Annotated in this window: 16 protein-coding genes and 1 pseudogene; 13 read left to right on the plus strand and 4 right to left on the minus strand. The window is 60.7% G+C overall.

Annotated features, from left to right (window positions below):
* Positions 1 to 283: 283 nt before the first annotated feature.
* The 6 genes from B3229_RS14450 to speG all read left to right on the plus strand — a co-directional run bounded on the left by B3229_RS14450 (position 284) and on the right by speG (position 5,864).
* Positions 284 to 1,852, plus strand: coding sequence for an ABC transporter substrate-binding protein (locus B3229_RS14450; RefSeq protein ID WP_286871817.1), 1,569 nt, complete (start codon positions 284 to 286; stop codon positions 1,850 to 1,852).
* Complete coding sequence (locus B3229_RS14455; RefSeq protein WP_286871820.1) at positions 1,852 to 2,904, plus strand: ABC transporter permease; 1,053 nt, start codon at positions 1,852 to 1,854, stop codon at positions 2,902 to 2,904. Before B3229_RS14450 ends, B3229_RS14455 begins: the two co-directional genes overlap by 1 nt.
* A complete protein-coding gene (locus B3229_RS14460; protein WP_048786819.1) occupies positions 2,901 to 3,758 on the plus strand; it encodes an ABC transporter permease in 858 nt (285 codons plus the stop codon). Before B3229_RS14455 ends, B3229_RS14460 begins: the two co-directional genes overlap by 4 nt.
* Complete coding sequence (locus B3229_RS14465; protein ID WP_286871824.1) at positions 3,748 to 4,581, plus strand: ABC transporter ATP-binding protein; 834 nt, start codon at positions 3,748 to 3,750, stop codon at positions 4,579 to 4,581. The genes B3229_RS14460 and B3229_RS14465 overlap by 11 nt, the downstream gene beginning before the upstream one ends.
* Complete coding sequence (locus B3229_RS14470; RefSeq protein ID WP_286871827.1) at positions 4,574 to 5,251, plus strand: ABC transporter ATP-binding protein; 678 nt, start codon at positions 4,574 to 4,576, stop codon at positions 5,249 to 5,251. The genes B3229_RS14465 and B3229_RS14470 overlap by 8 nt, the downstream gene beginning before the upstream one ends.
* A gap of 67 nt (positions 5,252 to 5,318) precedes the next feature.
* Complete coding sequence (speG, locus tag B3229_RS14475; RefSeq protein ID WP_048786833.1) at positions 5,319 to 5,864, plus strand: spermidine N1-acetyltransferase; 546 nt, start codon at positions 5,319 to 5,321, stop codon at positions 5,862 to 5,864.
* A gap of 6 nt (positions 5,865 to 5,870) precedes the next feature.
* Here the strand turns inward: speG and B3229_RS14480 are convergent, their stop codons facing one another.
* The 4 genes from B3229_RS14480 to B3229_RS14495 form a co-directional block, all read right to left on the minus strand.
* Complete coding sequence (locus B3229_RS14480; RefSeq protein WP_048786813.1) at positions 5,871 to 6,290, minus strand: hypothetical protein; 420 nt, start codon at positions 6,288 to 6,290, stop codon at positions 5,871 to 5,873.
* An 85-nt stretch (positions 6,291 to 6,375) separates the two neighbouring features.
* Positions 6,376 to 7,311 carry a homocysteine S-methyltransferase gene (gene mmuM, locus B3229_RS14485; RefSeq protein WP_286871831.1) on the minus strand — a complete coding sequence of 312 codons (936 nt, stop codon included), beginning with the start codon at positions 7,309 to 7,311 and terminating at the stop codon, positions 6,376 to 6,378.
* A complete protein-coding gene (gene mmuP, locus B3229_RS14490) occupies positions 7,301 to 8,707 on the minus strand; it encodes an S-methylmethionine permease (protein WP_286871833.1) in 1,407 nt (468 codons plus the stop codon). Before mmuP ends, mmuM begins: the two co-directional genes overlap by 11 nt.
* 135 nt (positions 8,708 to 8,842) lie before the next feature.
* On the minus strand, positions 8,843 to 9,178 hold the full coding sequence (locus B3229_RS14495) for a DUF2002 family protein (protein ID WP_048786806.1): 336 nt from the start codon (positions 9,176 to 9,178) through the stop codon (positions 8,843 to 8,845).
* Between the two features lie 152 nt (positions 9,179 to 9,330).
* On the opposite strand from B3229_RS14495, the gene B3229_RS14500 reads away from it, so the two are divergent.
* From B3229_RS14500 to B3229_RS14530, 7 genes and pseudogenes are all read left to right on the plus strand, one after another.
* Entirely contained in the window at positions 9,331 to 9,648 is a 318-nt protein-coding gene (locus B3229_RS14500; protein WP_033791919.1) for a DUF883 family protein, read from the plus strand.
* 297 nt (positions 9,649 to 9,945) lie between these two features.
* Positions 9,946 to 10,188: a redoxin NrdH gene (locus B3229_RS14505; RefSeq protein WP_286871836.1), complete on the plus strand. Its 243-nt coding sequence runs from the start codon at positions 9,946 to 9,948 to the stop codon at positions 10,186 to 10,188.
* A 4-nt stretch (positions 10,189 to 10,192) separates the two neighbouring features.
* Positions 10,193 to 10,606, plus strand: coding sequence for a class Ib ribonucleoside-diphosphate reductase assembly flavoprotein NrdI (gene nrdI / locus B3229_RS14510; protein WP_048786801.1), 414 nt, complete (start codon positions 10,193 to 10,195; stop codon positions 10,604 to 10,606).
* Entirely contained in the window at positions 10,576 to 12,714 is a 2,139-nt protein-coding gene (gene nrdE, locus B3229_RS14515) for a class 1b ribonucleoside-diphosphate reductase subunit alpha (protein ID WP_277269194.1), read from the plus strand. Before nrdI ends, nrdE begins: the two co-directional genes overlap by 31 nt.
* Before the next feature lie 8 nt (positions 12,715 to 12,722).
* Positions 12,723 to 13,682 (plus strand): class 1b ribonucleoside-diphosphate reductase subunit beta, encoded by a 960-nt coding sequence (gene nrdF, locus B3229_RS14520; RefSeq protein ID WP_048786830.1) that lies wholly within the window; start codon positions 12,723 to 12,725, stop codon positions 13,680 to 13,682.
* 383 nt (positions 13,683 to 14,065) lie between these two features.
* Positions 14,066 to 15,262: a glycine betaine/L-proline ABC transporter ATP-binding protein ProV gene (gene proV, locus B3229_RS14525; protein WP_286871842.1), complete on the plus strand. Its 1,197-nt coding sequence runs from the start codon at positions 14,066 to 14,068 to the stop codon at positions 15,260 to 15,262.
* Positions 15,259 to 15,546: pseudogene (locus B3229_RS14530) on the plus strand (proline/betaine ABC transporter permease ProW); the annotation flags it as partial. The gene proV and the pseudogene B3229_RS14530, both read left to right, overlap by 4 nt.

The following is a 15,546-nucleotide window of genomic DNA, read 5'->3' on the forward strand; positions in this document are numbered from 1 at the left end:
TGCCAGTGTCAGTAACCAAATCGAATGACTGTCCAAGTGAATTCTCCAGTAGAAAGTTGCCGCTATTATAAGCGCGGCGAAAAAAGGATAAAGAATAAATTAAGGCTAAATAGGCTTCGTTGAGGTTCTGTTTCTCTATACTGACTTAACACCGCTTTGCGTCTCTTATAACCAGAGCGCTACTCTTATAACCTTTCCGCATAAGGTTAGCCAATAATAGACTATTCTTCCTTTAAGCCCTCTCGTACACTCGCGTGACTACTTTATAAGGCAAGGAATTACCATGAAAAAAACCGCTGCTTCCCTGTTAGCGCTTTCGCTGACAGCCGCCTTTGCCGCGCAGGCCGCCACGCCGAAAGATACCCTGGTTATCGCTCAGTCTATCGATGACGCCGACAGCTTCGATCCTGCCAAAGGGTTTGAACTGACCAGCGTGCAAGCCTTTACCAATCTTTATCAGCGCCTGGTCCAGTCCGATCCGCAAAACCCGACGGATCTGAAACCGACGCTCGCCAGCAGCTGGCAGCCGGGCAGCGATAACCGCAGCCTGACCTTCGAACTGCGCAAAGACGCTAAATTCTCCAGCGGCAATCCGCTGCGCCCGGAAGATGTCATCTTCTCGCTGGGCCGCGTGGTGAAGCTCAACCTCGATCCCTCTTTTATTCTGACGCAGCTCGGCTGGACCAAAGAGAACGTCGATACTTTCCTGAAGAAAGTCGACGACAACCACGTGCAGATCAGCTGGACCGCCAACGTCAGCCCGACCTATGTGCTGAGCCTGCTCTCCGCCCCGGTCTCCTCTATCGTTGATGAAAAAACCGTCATGGCGAACGCGAAGAACGGCGATCTGGGCAACGGCTGGCTGGCGACAAACTCCGCGGGCAGCGGCCCCTATCAGATCCGCAAAGTGGTGCTGCATCAGGTGGTACTGCTGAGCGCTAACCCGACCTCACCGGCCGGCGCGCCGAAGCTGAAAAACGTGCTGATTAAAAACGTGCCGGAGCCGGCGGCGCGCCGTCTGCTGCTGGAGCAGGGCGACGCGGATATCGCGCGTAACCTCGGCGCCGATCAGATCGCCGCGCTGAAAGGCAAGGCGGGCGTGAAGACGGAAGCCTACCCGATGGCGTCGCTCTACTACATTCAGTTCAACGTCGGCGGCAACGAGACCCTGAAGAACCCGGCGCTGTGGGAAGCGGCGCGCTACCTGTTCGACTATAAGGGCATCGCCAACGACCTGCTGAAAGGCCAGTTCGACGTGCATCAGACCTTCCTGCCGAAAGGCTTCCTCGGCGCGGTCAACGACACCCCTTACAGCTACGATCCTGAAAAGGCGAAAGCGATTCTGCAGAAAGCGGGCCTGACCAACGTCAGCTTCGATCTCTCCACCAGCAATCAGCCGCCCTACCTCGATATCGCGCAGGCGCTGCAGGGCAGCTTCGCCAAAGGCGGCGTGAAGATCAACGTGCAGCCGGGCCTGAGCTCGGAAGTTTCCACCAGCGTGAAGGCGCATAAGTATCAGGCGACGCTGAACGCCTGGGGCGCGGACTACTTCGATCCCAACACCAACGCCGCCTCTTTCGCCTATAACCCGGAAGACGGCAGCAAAACTATCGCTTACCGCTCCGACTGGCATATTCCCGAGCTAAACAAGCAGGTGCTGGCGGCGACCGCGGAAAGCGATCCGCAGAAGCGCGTGGCGCTCTACAAAGCGATGCAGGAATCGGTGCTGAAAAACTCGCCGTACGTGATCGGCCTGCAGGCGCGCAACCTGGTCGCGCTGCGCGACAACCTGAAAGGCTACGTGCAGGGCATCAACCCTGACATGGTCTACTACTCGCAGGTCAGCAAATAATGGCGCAGTCAGCCTCGGAGGCCGGGTTCGCCCGGCAACTCTGGCCGCGCCTGTCGCGGCTGGTCACCAGCCTGCTGTCGCTGCTGGTGACGCTGCTTGGGCTGCTGGCCTTTACCTTTATGCTCTCCCACCTGTCGCCGGTGGATCCGGTGCAGCAGATCGCCGGCGATCACGCCAGCGAAGCGACCTACGCGCAGGTGCGACACGAGCTGGGGCTGGATCAGCCGGTGCTGGTGCAGTTCTGGCGCTACCTCGAACATCTGGCGCGCGGCGATCTCGGTCTTTCCCATCTGACGAATCAGCCGGTGGCGAACGATCTGATGCAGACCTTTCCCGCGACTATTGAGCTGGCGACCTGCTCAATGATTTTCGCTGCCCTGTTCGGCATGAGCCTGGCGCTGCTCGCCGCCTGGAAGCCAGGCAGCGTGATCGACAACGTGGCGCGCTTCGTCTCCCTGCTCGGCTACTCGGTGCCGGTGTTCTGGCTCGGCCTGCTCGGGCTGCTGCTGTTTTACGCCGTGCTGCACTGGTCGGCCGGTCCGGGACGGCTCGACGATCTCTACGTCTATACGCTGGAGCCGAAAACCGGCTTCGTGCTGATCGACAGCTGGCTCTCCGGCGATCGCGAGATGTTCCGCAACGCCATCGCCCACCTCTGGCTGCCGGTGGTGATCCTCGGCCTGCTGGCGATGGCGGGCATTACCCGTCTGCTGCGCGCCGCGCTGCTGGAAGAGAGCAGCAAAGAGTATGTGACGCTGGCGCGCGCCAAAGGCGCCGGTCGCGGCCGCATTCTGCTGCGCCATATTTTTCCCAACGTGCTGGGCACGCTGGTGACGGTGATCGCCCTCTCCTACGCCACGCTGCTGGAGGGTTCGGTGCTGACTGAGACCGTCTTCGCCTGGCCGGGCGTCGGACGCTACATGACCAACGCGCTCTTCTCGGCCGACGTACCGGCCATCCTCGGCTCTACGCTGCTGATTGGCGCCTGCTTCATACTGCTTAACGCCCTGGCGGATGCCCTAACCTGGTTAACCGATCCGAGAACCCGATGACGCAACAACTTTCTGAACTCGAAACCGTACGGCCGCGCCGCCGTCGCCGTCGCGTCACCTCGTTGACCATCGGCCTGACGCTGGTGGCGGTGCTGGTGCTGACCGCCCTGCTCGCGCCGCTGCTGGCGCCGTTCGATCCCAATATGCAGACCATTTCGGCGCGCCTGCTGCCGCCGTCGGCACAGCACTGGTTCGGCACCGACGGCTTCGGCCGCGATCTGCTTTCCCGCGTGATCTACGGCGCGCGCCCGACGCTGCTGCTGGTGTCGCTGATCCTCGTGCTGACCATTCCAGTCGGCCTGCTGGTCGGCATTACGGCCGGTTACGTTGGCGGCTGGACGGAGCGCGTGCTGATGCGCATTACCGATATTTTTCTTTCGCTGCCGAATCTGGTGATCGCGCTGGCGCTGGTGGCGATGCTCGGTCCCGGACTGATGAACGGCGCGCTGGCGCTGGCGCTCACCAGCTGGCCGCCCTTTGCCCGCCAGGCGCGCGCCGAGACCCTGGCGCTGCGCCGCAGCGACTATCTGGCCGCTGCGCGGATGCAGGGCATTACCGGGCTGCGCCTGATGTTCGGCCATATTCTGCCGCTCTGCCTGCCTACCGCCGTGGTGCGCGCCGCGCTCAGCCTTGGCGGCATTATTCTCTCTGCCGCCGGCCTCGGCTTCCTCGGCATGGGCGTGCAGCCGCCGACCGCCGAATGGGGTTCGATGGTGGCGGAAGGCAGTAAAGTGATCTTCGACCAGTGGTGGGTCGCCGCCGCCCCTGGCGCGGCGATTCTGTTCGCCAGCCTGGCCTTTAACCTGACAGGCGACGGCCTGCGCGACCGACTGGATACCCGCCATGCCAAATGATCTGTTACTTCACGCCGAGTCGCTGAGCATCCGCAGCGACGACGCGCTGCTGGTGGACGACATCAGCTTCCGCATCGGCCGCGAGCGCGTGGCGCTGGTAGGCGAGTCGGGCTCCGGCAAGTCGCTGACCGCGCGTTCTCTGATGGGGCTGCTCTCCCCTGCGCTGCATCTGAATGCCCAGAAGCTGGAGGTGGCCGGGCACGACGCGCTGCGCCTGAGCGAGAAAGCCTGGAGCGCGCTGCGCGGCGATACGGTAGCGATGGTGATGCAGGACCCCAAATATGCGCTTAACCCGACGCGCACCATCGGCTGGCAGGTAGAGGAGCCGCTGCTGCTGCACCGCCGCCTGAGCCGCAGCGAGCGTAAGGAGAAAGTGTGCGAGATGCTCGACGCCGTGGGCCTGCCGCAGCCGCGCCAGCTGATGCAGCGCTATCCGCATCAGCTCTCCGGCGGCATGGGCCAGCGCGTGATGCTGGCGATCGCGCTGATTACCGATCCCGCCTTTTTGATCGCCGACGAGCCGACCTCGGCGCTCGATCACGCCATGCGCGATCAGGTGCTGGCGCTGATCCGTCGCCTGGTCGAGGCGCGCAATATGGGTCTGCTGCTGATCAGCCACGATCTGCAGCAGGTTTCTGAACACTGCGAGCGCGTGATGGTGATGTACAAAGGCCGCGTGCTCGATACGCTGCCCGCCGCCGATCTGCCGCGCGCCACCCATCCCTATACGCGCACGCTCTGGTCGTGCCGTCCGAGCAAAGCGACCCACGGCCAGCCGCTGCCGGTGCTGGATCGCGTCGCGCTGGAGGCGAATCATGATTAATCTTCAGCGGCTGAGCGTCGCGCACAAGCAGGGCTATGAGCTGCGCACCGTGGTGCACGAGGTCGATTTGCAGGTCAACGCCGGCGAATGCTTCGGCCTGGTCGGCCCTTCCGGCTGCGGCAAGTCGTCGCTGCTGTGGGTGATGGCCGGGCTGAATCCGCACTGGCAGGGAAAAATGGCGCTGGCGGGCAGCGACGTCGCGCCGGGCAGGCCCTTTACCGGCCAGCTGCGCCGCGACGTGCAGATGGTGTTTCAGGATCCCTACGCCTCGCTGCATCCGCGCCACCGCCTGCGCCGCACCCTGGCGGAGCCGCTGAAGCTGCTGCGCCGCGACAGCATCGACGACCGCATCGATCAAGGCTTTCGCCACGTTGGGCTCGATCCGGCTCTGGCGGAGCGCTATCCGCACCAGCTCTCCGGCGGCCAGCGCCAGCGCGTGGCGATCGTGCGCGCGCTGCTGCTGGAGCCGAAGATCCTGCTGCTGGATGAGCCGACCTCGGCGCTCGATATGTCGGTACAGGCGGAGATCCTTAACCTGCTGAACGATCTCAAGCGCGACGACGGTTTGACGATGGTGCTGGTCAGCCACGATCCCGACGTGATCGACCATATGTGCGATCGCGCCGCGCGCATGGCGCAGGGGCGCATCGTCGAGCAGATCGGGGCATGAAGGTTCGCGCGAGCTGGCGCGCCTTGTGCGCTATACTCGCGCGAATTCTATCAGCAAAGAGGTGACCATGACGGTTAAGCTACGCCCGCTGGAGCGGGAAGATCTGCACTTCGTTCATCAGCTGGATAACAACGCCAGCGTCATGCGCTACTGGTTCGAAGAGCCCTACGAGGCCTTTGTCGAACTCTCCGATCTCTATAACAAGCACATTCACGATCAGAGCGAACGCCGCTTCGTCGTGGAGCACGACGGCCAGAAAGTCGGGCTGGTGGAGCTGGTGGAGATCAACCACGTGCATCGCCGCGCCGAGTTTCAGATCATTATCGATCCGGCGCATCAGGGCAAAGGGCTGGCGAGCCAGGCGGCGAAGCTGGCGATGGAGTACGGTTTTTCAGTGCTGAATCTCTACAAGCTCTATCTGATCGTCGATCAGGAGAATGAGAAGGCGATTCACATCTACAGCAAGCTGGGATTTGAAACGGAAGGGGTGCTGAAGCACGAGTTCTTTATCAACGGCGAGTATCGCAATACCATCCGCATGTGCATTTTCCAGCATCAGTTTCTGGAAAGGTTCCGCTCAGGCGGCGCGATGGTGAAACCCACCGCGCAGTAGTCGCCGTCAGCCGCGCGCGCCGACCGGATTAAGGAAGGGTCGCGGATGTTCCGGCTGGAGGTTGTACATTCCGCCATTAAAGGGATCGACCAGCAGCCAGCCGGGAAAACCGCCCAGCGGAATATTGCCCAGCAGATACCAGAGATTCGCTTTGCCTTCGATCGGCAGCGTCACCGGCACGTAGCCCGGACTCTCCAGCATCACCTGATAGTGCTTCTTGCCGAAATAGCGGCCGGTCGACTTCGCCAGCTCGACGGTTTGCGGCGTATAGCCCTCCGCTACCGAACGCCCATCCTCATCCTGTACGGTAAAGCGCGCGCCCTGCGGCAGCGAGTCGATGCGCACCGCCTGGGTCGACGAGCCGACAATCGAGGCGCAGCCGCTAAGCAGCAGCGCGGCGGCAAGGATAAGAAGTCGCTGTTTCATGAAGGGATCCGCTTAAGAGTCAGAAAGGGCAGTGTAAACCGCCCTTGCGTGGTTAATCGCCCTATCATCGCCTGTTTTCTGCGCTTTATTGCGGTTGACAGCCGTGCGCAATCGCCGCGATATCCTGCGGCGTGGTGCGGCAGCAGCCGCCGATAAGCCGTGCGCCGGCGGCGCGCCACTCGGGCAGCTTGTCGCGCAGCGTGCAGCCCGACGGCGCGGAGTGCCAGGTTTTGCTGGCGGCGTCGTACTGCTCGCCGGAGTTGGGATAGACCACCAGCGGCTTGCTGGTCAGCGTCTGCAGCTGCTGGAGCGCCGGCGTCGCCTGCTCCAGCGCGACGCAGTTGATGCCCAGCGCGACGATCTGCGGCTGCGCCTGCAGGAAAGCCGCCACCTCGCGCAGCGGCGTGCCGTCGCTGATGTGCGCCGGGTCGCGCAGCGTAAAGGAGAACCAGGCCTGCGCCTCGGGAAACTCCGCCAGCAGCGCGGTCAGCGCCCGCGCTTCGGCAAACGAGGGCAGCGTTTCGCACGCCAGCAGATCGGCGCCCGCCGCCAGCAGCGCCTGCACGCGCGGACGGTGAAACGCCTTCATCTCGTCATCCGGCAGCGCGTAGTCGCCGCGATATTCCGCGCCGTTGGCGAGAAAGGCGCCGTACGGCCCGACCGATCCAGCCACCAGCAGCGCGGCCTGGCTGCCGCTTGCGGCGCGGTAGTCGTCGCGCGCGCGCCGCGCCAGCTCAACGCTGCGGGCAATGAGCTGCAGCGACTGCGCCTCATCCAGCCCGCGCGCGGCGAAGCCCTGCGGCGTCGCCTGATAGCTGGCGGTGATGGCGACGCGCGCCCCGGCAGCGAAATAGTCGTAGTGCACCTGATAGATCAGCTCAGGGTTTTCCATCAGCACCTTCGCGGACCAGAGGGCGTCCGCCAGGTTGCAGCCGCGCGCCTCAAGTTCGGTCGCCAGCGCGCCGTCCAGAATCAGCATGTCGCTTTCAGCCAGCGCCTGCGCCACGGAATTATGCTGCATCTTTGGCCTCCTCAGCCTGCGATTTTTTATGGGTGACAGCGTAAACCGCATAGCAGAGCAGCACAAAGGGAATGCCGCACCAGAGCGCAATGCGCTGCGAAGGATCGAACGCCAGTCCGACGCACGCCAGCAGACAGAGGGCGAAACCAAGTATCGGCGTCAGCGGATAGAACGGCGCGCGGTAGAGCAGCTCGCCCAGCGCCCTGCCCTGCGCCAGATGACGACGGCGGAACATATAGTGCGACGCGCAGATGCTGAGCCAGACGGCGACCACCGCAAAGCCGGAGATGGCCGACAGCGCGACGAACACCGTGTCCGGCGCGATAACGCTGGAGAGCAGCGCCAGCACGCCGCCCAGCATGCTGACGGTGATCGCCAGCTGCGGCACGCCGCGTTTATTGACGCGGGCGAAGCAGCGCGGCAGCGTCTTTTCATTCGCCAGCGACCAGAGCATGCGCCCTGAGGCGTAGAGCCCGGAGTTCGCCGCCGAGAGGATCGCCGTAAGGATCACGAAGTTAACGATATCGGCCGCGTAAGGAATACCGATCTTCTCGAACACGACCACAAAGGGGCTTTTGACGATGCCCGCCTGATCCATCGGGATCAGCGCCGCCAGCACCAGCACCGTGCCGACAAAAAAGATAATCAGCCGCGCCACCGTGGTGCGGATCGCCAGCGGCAGCACTTTCTGCGGATTTTCGGTTTCGCCTGCGGCGATGCCGATCAGCTCGGTGCCGGAGAAGGCGAAGTTAACCGCCACCATGGTCATGATAATCGGCAGAATACCGTGAGGCAGCCAGCCGTGCTGGGTGAGATTGCCCAGTCCAGGCGCGGCGCTGCCGTCTTTCAGCGGGATAAAGCCGAACATCGCCGCCGCGCCCAGCACGATAAAGGCGATTATGGTGACCACTTTGATCAGCGAGAACCAGAATTCCCCTTCAGCGAAGAAGCGCGTGGAGATGATATTCAGTAAGTAGATGGCAACGCAGAACAGCAGACACCAGATCCATATCGGCACCTGTGGAAACCAGTACTGCATGCAGAAGCCCGCGGCGGTAAAGCTGGAGCCGAGCGCCACTGTCCAGGTGAGCCAGTAGAGCCAGGCGACGGTGTAGCCGGTGGCTGGGCTGAGGTAGCGCGCTGCGTAGACGTGAAAGGCGCCGGTTTCCGGCATCGCCACCGACAGCTCGCCGAGGCAGACCATCACCAGCCAGACCACCAGCGCGCCGATCAGGTAGGCGAGCAGCGTGCCCGCCGCGCCGGTTGTGGAAATGATATAGCCGGTATTAAAAAACAGCCCGGTGCCGATCACGCCGCCCAGCGATAGCATCACCAGATGGCGCGTTTTCATCGTGCGCTTAAATTGTTGCCGTGAAGGGTTTTCCTGCTCGCTCATCTTTTCATCCATATGGACGTCTAAACATCTATATGGCAGGTTTATACGCGTCGTCGCCGGGAATTGCAACGTGATAAAAGATAAGGTTTTGCTAAAAAAAGGCGCCGTGCCCCGCGCTGACGGGGCTGGCCGCCGTCAGCCGAAGACGCTTTGCAGGTAGCGCTCCAGCGCAACGCGCGAACTGAATCCGTGGGGAATACCGTAGTGCTCCTGCGACTCGCCCGCCAGATAGAGCGGAAACCGCGTGTAGTGATCGCAGGTCTTCATCTCTGACGCCGGTTCGGCGAACGGCTGACTCTTCTCTTTTAGCGTGGGGTGGATCACCAGCGCCGTGCGTCCCATACGGGCTTCGCGGTTTACATAGACATAGCTGTCGCCACGGCGATAGCCGTAAGCTTTGGGCGTGACCTCGTCTACTTCGAATCCCGCCTTCTCCAGAACGCGCGCTACCTCATCGGGTCGTAAATACATGCTCTCTCCTCTCTTCTTTCAAGCCTCGCAACCTTACAACAGCACGCCGCCGTGCGGCTTTCGGAATTTCCCTAAACCCCGGATGTGCCGATGCGTTTATCTGTGCATCGTCTACACTCAGTATTACGTTTAAAATCAAAGGGAGCGAAAAAATGTTTAATCGAACCACTAAAAACGATGACATTGATGTTAACCAGGATGTGAACGATCTCGCTGATTCGCTGGAAGCGCTGCTGAAATCTTACGGCAGCGAAGCGAAAGATGAGGTGGACTCTGCGCGCAGTCAGGCGCAGGCGTTGCTGAAGCAGACGCGCGCGAAACTGAACGGCGGCCATAATCGCGTTTCGCAGGCGGCACGCGATGCGAGCTATCAGGTTGACGCCTACGTGCACGACAAACCCTGGCACGGCGTGGGCATCGGCGCCGCGGTCGGCCTGGTGTTAGGCGCGCTGCTGGTCGGTCGCCGCTAATCTCGTCAGAACCCTCAAGGCCTCGCGCAAGCGGGGCTTTTTTTCGCCCTTTTCCTGCCTCGTCGTCTTTACAAAATTCTTTCCCCTGCCCCGATCCCCATGCCGCCTGGCGTTAGCCGTTTTTTGCCGATGTTTTGCCGAAAACCCTATATATAGCGTGCTTGAATTTTTATAACGCTATATCTAGTATTCTCTCTATCATTCAGACACAAGATGCGAGCCGCAACGCCGTCCAGAATAATGGCCATCGTCTGCGGTTCACGCCACCTGGCCCATGACTTAAGAGAAATACGAATCATGCGCATTATTATTTACACTAAAGATAACTGTGTCCAGTGCAACGCCACCAAAAGCGCCATGGATCGTCACGGCATCGTCTATCAGCTGATTAATCTCGACGCGCAGCCTGAAGCCGCCGACAGCCTGAAAGCGCTCGGCTACCGCCAGGTGCCGGTGGTAATGGCGGACAACGATCACTGGAGCGGCTTCCGTCCAGACAAAATCGCCGCTCTGCGCCAGCCTGCGACGGCAGGAGAGTAGCGCCATGTTTCCACTGGTCTACTTCTCCAGCCAGTCGGAAAACACCCATCGGTTTATTACCCGTCTGGGTCTGCCGGCGCGGCGCATTCCGCTCGATCTGGCCGCTCGCCTGCAGCAGCGCCAGCCCTATATTCTGGTGGTGCCCAGCTATGGCGGCGGCGGCAGTCGCGGCGCGGTGCCCAGACAGGTTATTCACTTTCTTAATGATGAATCGAACCGGCGCGGCATTCGCGGCGTGATCGCCGCGGGCAACCGCAATTTCGGCGAGGCTTACTGCCTGGCGGGCGACATCATCGCGCAAAAATGCCAGGTTCCCGTGCTCTACCGCTTTGAGCTGATGGGAACGCCGGACGACATCGCCACGGTTAAAGCGGGAGTAACCCAATTTTGGCAACAACAGACACCCTCAATGGCGTAACGCTCGACTATCACGCGCTAAACGCCATGCTGAACCTCTACGATGCCGATGGCCGCATCCAGTTCGACAAAGATCGCGAAGCGACGCGCCAGTTCTTTCTGCAGCACGTCGCGCCGAATACGCTCGCTTTCAGCAGCGCGGCGGAGCGCCTGCGCTATCTGGTCGAAGAAGGCTATTACGAAGCGGCGGTGCTGAACCAGTACGACTTCGACTTTCTGTGCCGTTTTCATGACGAGGCGGCGGCCTGGGGCTTTGAATTTAAAACCTTTCTCGGCGCGTGGAAGTTCTACACCAGCTATACGCTAAAGAGCTTCGACGGCAAACGCTATCTGGAGACCTTCGAACAGCGCGCCTGCATGGTGGCGCTGACGCTGGCGCAGGGCAGCGAGACGCTGGCGCGATCGCTGCTGGAGGAGATGCTGAGCGGCCGTTTTCAGCCTGCGACGCCGACCTTTCTTAACTGCGGCAAACAGCAGCGCGGCGAGCTGGTCTCCTGCTTCCTGCTGCGCATCGAAGACAATATGGAGTCGATCGGCCGCGCGGTGAATTCCGCGCTGCAGCTCTCCAAGCGCGGCGGCGGCGTGGCGTTTCTGCTCTCTAACCTGCGCGAAAACGGCGCGCCGATCAAACGCATCGAGAACCAGTCGTCGGGCGTGATTCCGGTGATGAAGATGCTGGAGGACGCCTTCTCCTACGCCAATCAGCTTGGCGCGCGTCAGGGCGCGGGCGCGGTCTGGCTCAACGCGCATCATCCCGACATCCTGCGCTTTCTCGATACCAAACGGGAAAACGCCGACGAGAAGATCCGTATCAAGACGCTGTCGCTCGGCGTGGTGATCCCCGATATCACCTTCCAGCTGGCGAAAGAGAACCGCCAGATGGCGCTCTTTTCCCCCTACGACGTCGAGCGCATTTACGGCCAGGCGTTCGGCGATATCAGCATCAGCGAAAAGTATGAGGAGATGGTGGCGGACGACCGCATCCGTAAGCGCTGGATCCAGCCGCGCGACTTTTTCCAGACGCTGGCCGAGATCCAGTTCGAGTCCGGCTATCCCTACATCATGTATGAAGACAGCGTGAACCGCAGCAACCCGATCGCCGGTCGCATCAATATGAGCAACCTCTGCTCGGAGATCCTGCAGGTCAACAGCGCCAGCGAATTCAACGAGGACCTCAGCTATCGCCGCGTCGGCAAGGATATCTCCTGCAACCTCGGCTCGCTGAATATCGCGCACGCCATGGATTCAGGCGATCTGGCCAATACCGTGGCGGTAGCGGTACGCGCGCTGACGGCGGTCTCCGATATGAGCCATATCGGCTCGGTGCCGTCAGTGGCCGAAGGCAATCAGCGCTCGCACGCCATCGGTCTGGGCCAGATGAACCTGCACGGCTATCTGGCGCGGGAGGGGATCGCTTACGGGTCGCCGGAGGCGCTCGATTTTACCAATCTCTATTTCTACTGCGTCACCTGGCACGCGCTGCGCACCTCGAATCAGCTGGCGCGCGAGCGCGGGCAGCGCTTCGACGGCTTCGAGCGCTCGGCCTACGCCAGCGGCGCTTACTTCGACAAATATGTCGAGCGCGACTGGCTGCCGCGCACCGAGCGCGTGGCGCGGCTGTTCGCCGAGGCGGGAATTGCCCTGCCGACGCGCGCCGACTGGCAGGCGCTGCGCGAAGCGGTAATGGCGCACGGGTTATATAACCAGAACCTGCAGGCGATTCCGCCGACCGGCTCTATCTCCTATATCAACCACGCCACCTCGAGCATCCACCCGATCGTGTCGCGCATCGAGATTCGTAAAGAGGGCAAAACCGGACGCGTTTATTATCCCGCGCCCTTCCTTACCAACGAGAACCTCGAGCTCTATCAGGATGCGTACCAGATCGGGCCGGAAGCCATTATCGACACCTATGCCGAAGCGACGCAGCATGTCGATCAGGGCCTGTCGCTGACGCTCTTCTTCCGCGACGACGTCACCACCCGCGACATCAACAAAGCGCAGATTTACGCCTGGAAGAAAGGCATCAAAACGCTTTACTACATTCGACTGCGCCAGATGGCGCTACAGGGCACGGAGGTGCAGGGCTGCGTTTCCTGCGCCCTGTGATGAAAACTATGCGACTACAACAAATTCAGGCGATTAACTGGAACCGTCTTCAGGACGAGAAAGATCTTGAGGTGTGGAACCGTCTCACCAGCAACTTCTGGCTGCCGGAAAAGGTGCCGCTGTCGAACGATCTGCCCGCCTGGCAGACGCTGGACAGTCAGCAGCAGCAGCTCACGATTCGTGTGTTTACCGGGCTGACGCTGCTCGACACCATTCAAAACGTGATCGGCGCGCCGGGCCTGATGCCGGACGCGCTGACGCCGCACGAAGAGGCGGTGCTCTCCAATATCAGCTTTATGGAGGCGGTGCACGCGCGCTCCTACAGCTCGATCTTCTCCACGCTCTGCAACACCAGCGACGTCGACGCCGCCTATCAGTGGAGCGAGGAGAACGAGGCGCTGCAGAACAAGGCGCGTATTATTCTGCAGCACTACCGCGCCGAGGATCCGCTGAAGAAAAAGATCGCCAGCGTGTTTCTCGAGTCATTCCTCTTCTACTCCGGCTTCTGGCTGCCGATGTACTGGTCAAGCCGCGGCAAGCTGACCAATACCGCCGATCTCATTCGGCTGATCATCCGCGACGAAGCGGTGCACGGCTATTACATCGGCTATAAATATCAGAAGGCGCTGGAGAACGTTGATGACGCGCGCAAAGAGGCGCTGCAGCAGTTCGCCTACGATTTGCTGCTGGCGCTGTATGACAACGAGGTCGCCTATACCGAGGCGCTCTACGCCGACGTCGGCTGGGCGGAAGAGGTGAAGACCTTTCTGCACTACAACGCCAACAAGGCGCTGATGAACCTGGGCTATGAGGCGCTGTTTCCGGCAGAACTCACCGCGGTGAATCCGGCGATTCTCGCCGCGCTTTCGCCCAATGCCGATGAAAATCACGATTTCTTCTCCGGCTCCGGCTCCTCCTACGTGATGGGCAAAGCGGTAGAAACCGAAGACGAAGACTGGGACTTTTAATCACCCCGCGTCGGGCCCGTTGCGGCCCGACAATATTATTTTTTTCGCACCGCTGGCCGCCGGATATTTCGCAAAGTCGCCGTTTTTATTTCGCCATCACTTCCCGTTAAAGAGCTTTAATTACCTCTTTTCGGCATCTTCTTTTCTGACAATTTTGCCGCTGACGGCGCCAAATCGCCATAAATCGGGGTTGCGTCGGTAAAAAATTATTCCGCCCTCATCCCTTGTGAGCACTGGAAATTCTGCCGATTGCACTGTTTCTTTCGCTATGAATATGGCCCTTCAGGGTTGTCAGATAGTGTCAGTATGTTACGGTATGACCCGCTTAAATTTCACCAGGAAAGCTGAACTTCAAAATAATTTAACCAGGATTTTATCACTGCATGGCAATTAAACTTGAAGTAAAAAATCTTTATAAAATATTTGGGGATAATCCCGACCGCGCGTTTAAATATATTGAAAAAGGGGAAAGCAAAGAGACAATACTGGCGAAAACCGGTTTGTCGCTGGGCGTCAAAAACGCCAGTCTGGCCATTGAAGAAGGCGAGATATTCGTCATCATGGGACTTTCCGGCTCTGGAAAATCGACCATGGTTCGCCTTCTCAATCGTCTGATCGAGCCCACGCGGGGCCAGGTAATTATTGACGGCGTCGATATCGCCAAAATATCCGACAGCGAACTGCGCGACGTGCGCAGAAATAAGATCAGCATGGTATTTCAGTCATTTGCGCTGATGCCGCATATGAATGTGCTAAATAATACCGCCTTCGGCATGGAATTAGCCGGCGTCCCGCTGGCGGAACGTCAGGAAAAAGCGCTGGACGCGCTGCGTCAGGTCGGGCTGGAAAATTATGCCCACGCTTATCCCGACGAACTTTCCGGCGGTATGCGTCAGCGCGTGGGATTAGCGCGTGCGCTGGCGATCAATCCCGATATTTTGCTGATGGACGAAGCGTTTTCCGCGCTCGATCCGCTGATCCGCACCGAAATGCAGGATGAGCTGGTTAAGCTGCAGGCGAAACATCAGCGCACCATTATTTTTATTTCCCACGATCTCGACGAAGCGATGCGCATCGGCGACCGCATCGCCATTATGCAGGGCGGCGAAGTGGTGCAGGTCGGCACGCCGGACGAAATTCTGAATAATCCGGCCAACGACTATGTGCGCACCTTCTTCCGCGGCGTCGATATCAGCCACGTCTTCAGCGCGAAAGATATCGCCCGCCGCAGCGCAGGATCGCTGATCCGCAAAGCGCCCGGCTTCGGCCCGCGCTCCGCCATCAAGCTGCTGCAGGATGAAGATCGCGAATTCGGCTATGTGCTGGAGAAGCAGAAGTTTATCGGCGTGGTCTCGACCGACTCGCTGAAAGCGGCGCTGGCGGCGGGCGAAGGACTGGATAGCGCCCTGCTCGACGCGCCGGCCGCCGTTCCCTCCGATACCTCGCTGAACGATCTGCTCGGCCACGTCGCACACGCGCCCTGCGCCGTGCCGGTGGTGGGCGAAGAGAATCAGTACGTCGGCATCATTTCCAAAGGCATGTTGTTACGCGCTTTAGATCGTGAGGGAGCTTCGTCATGAGTGAACAGAACAGTAATCCGTGGGATAGCGCGAGCGCCGCGCCTCAGACCGACGCCGCCGCGCAGGCGAGCAGCGATCCCTGGTCCGGTGCGGGGGATGCCGCCACGCAGCACGCCGCGCCAGCCAGCCAGGGCGCTGACGCCTGGGGCACGCCCGACGGCGGCGCCGCCCATGATGCCGCCGCCAGCGGCAGCGACTGGCTGAGCAGCGCGCCTGCGCCGCAGCCGGAGCATTTTAATCTGCTCGATCCCTTTCATAAAACGCTGATCCCGCTGGATCGCTGG

Origin of the sequence: Pantoea sp. UBA5035 (assembly GCF_002415245.1) — a bacterium.
Taxonomy (GTDB): Bacteria; Pseudomonadota; Gammaproteobacteria; order Enterobacterales; family Enterobacteriaceae; genus Pantoea; species Pantoea septica.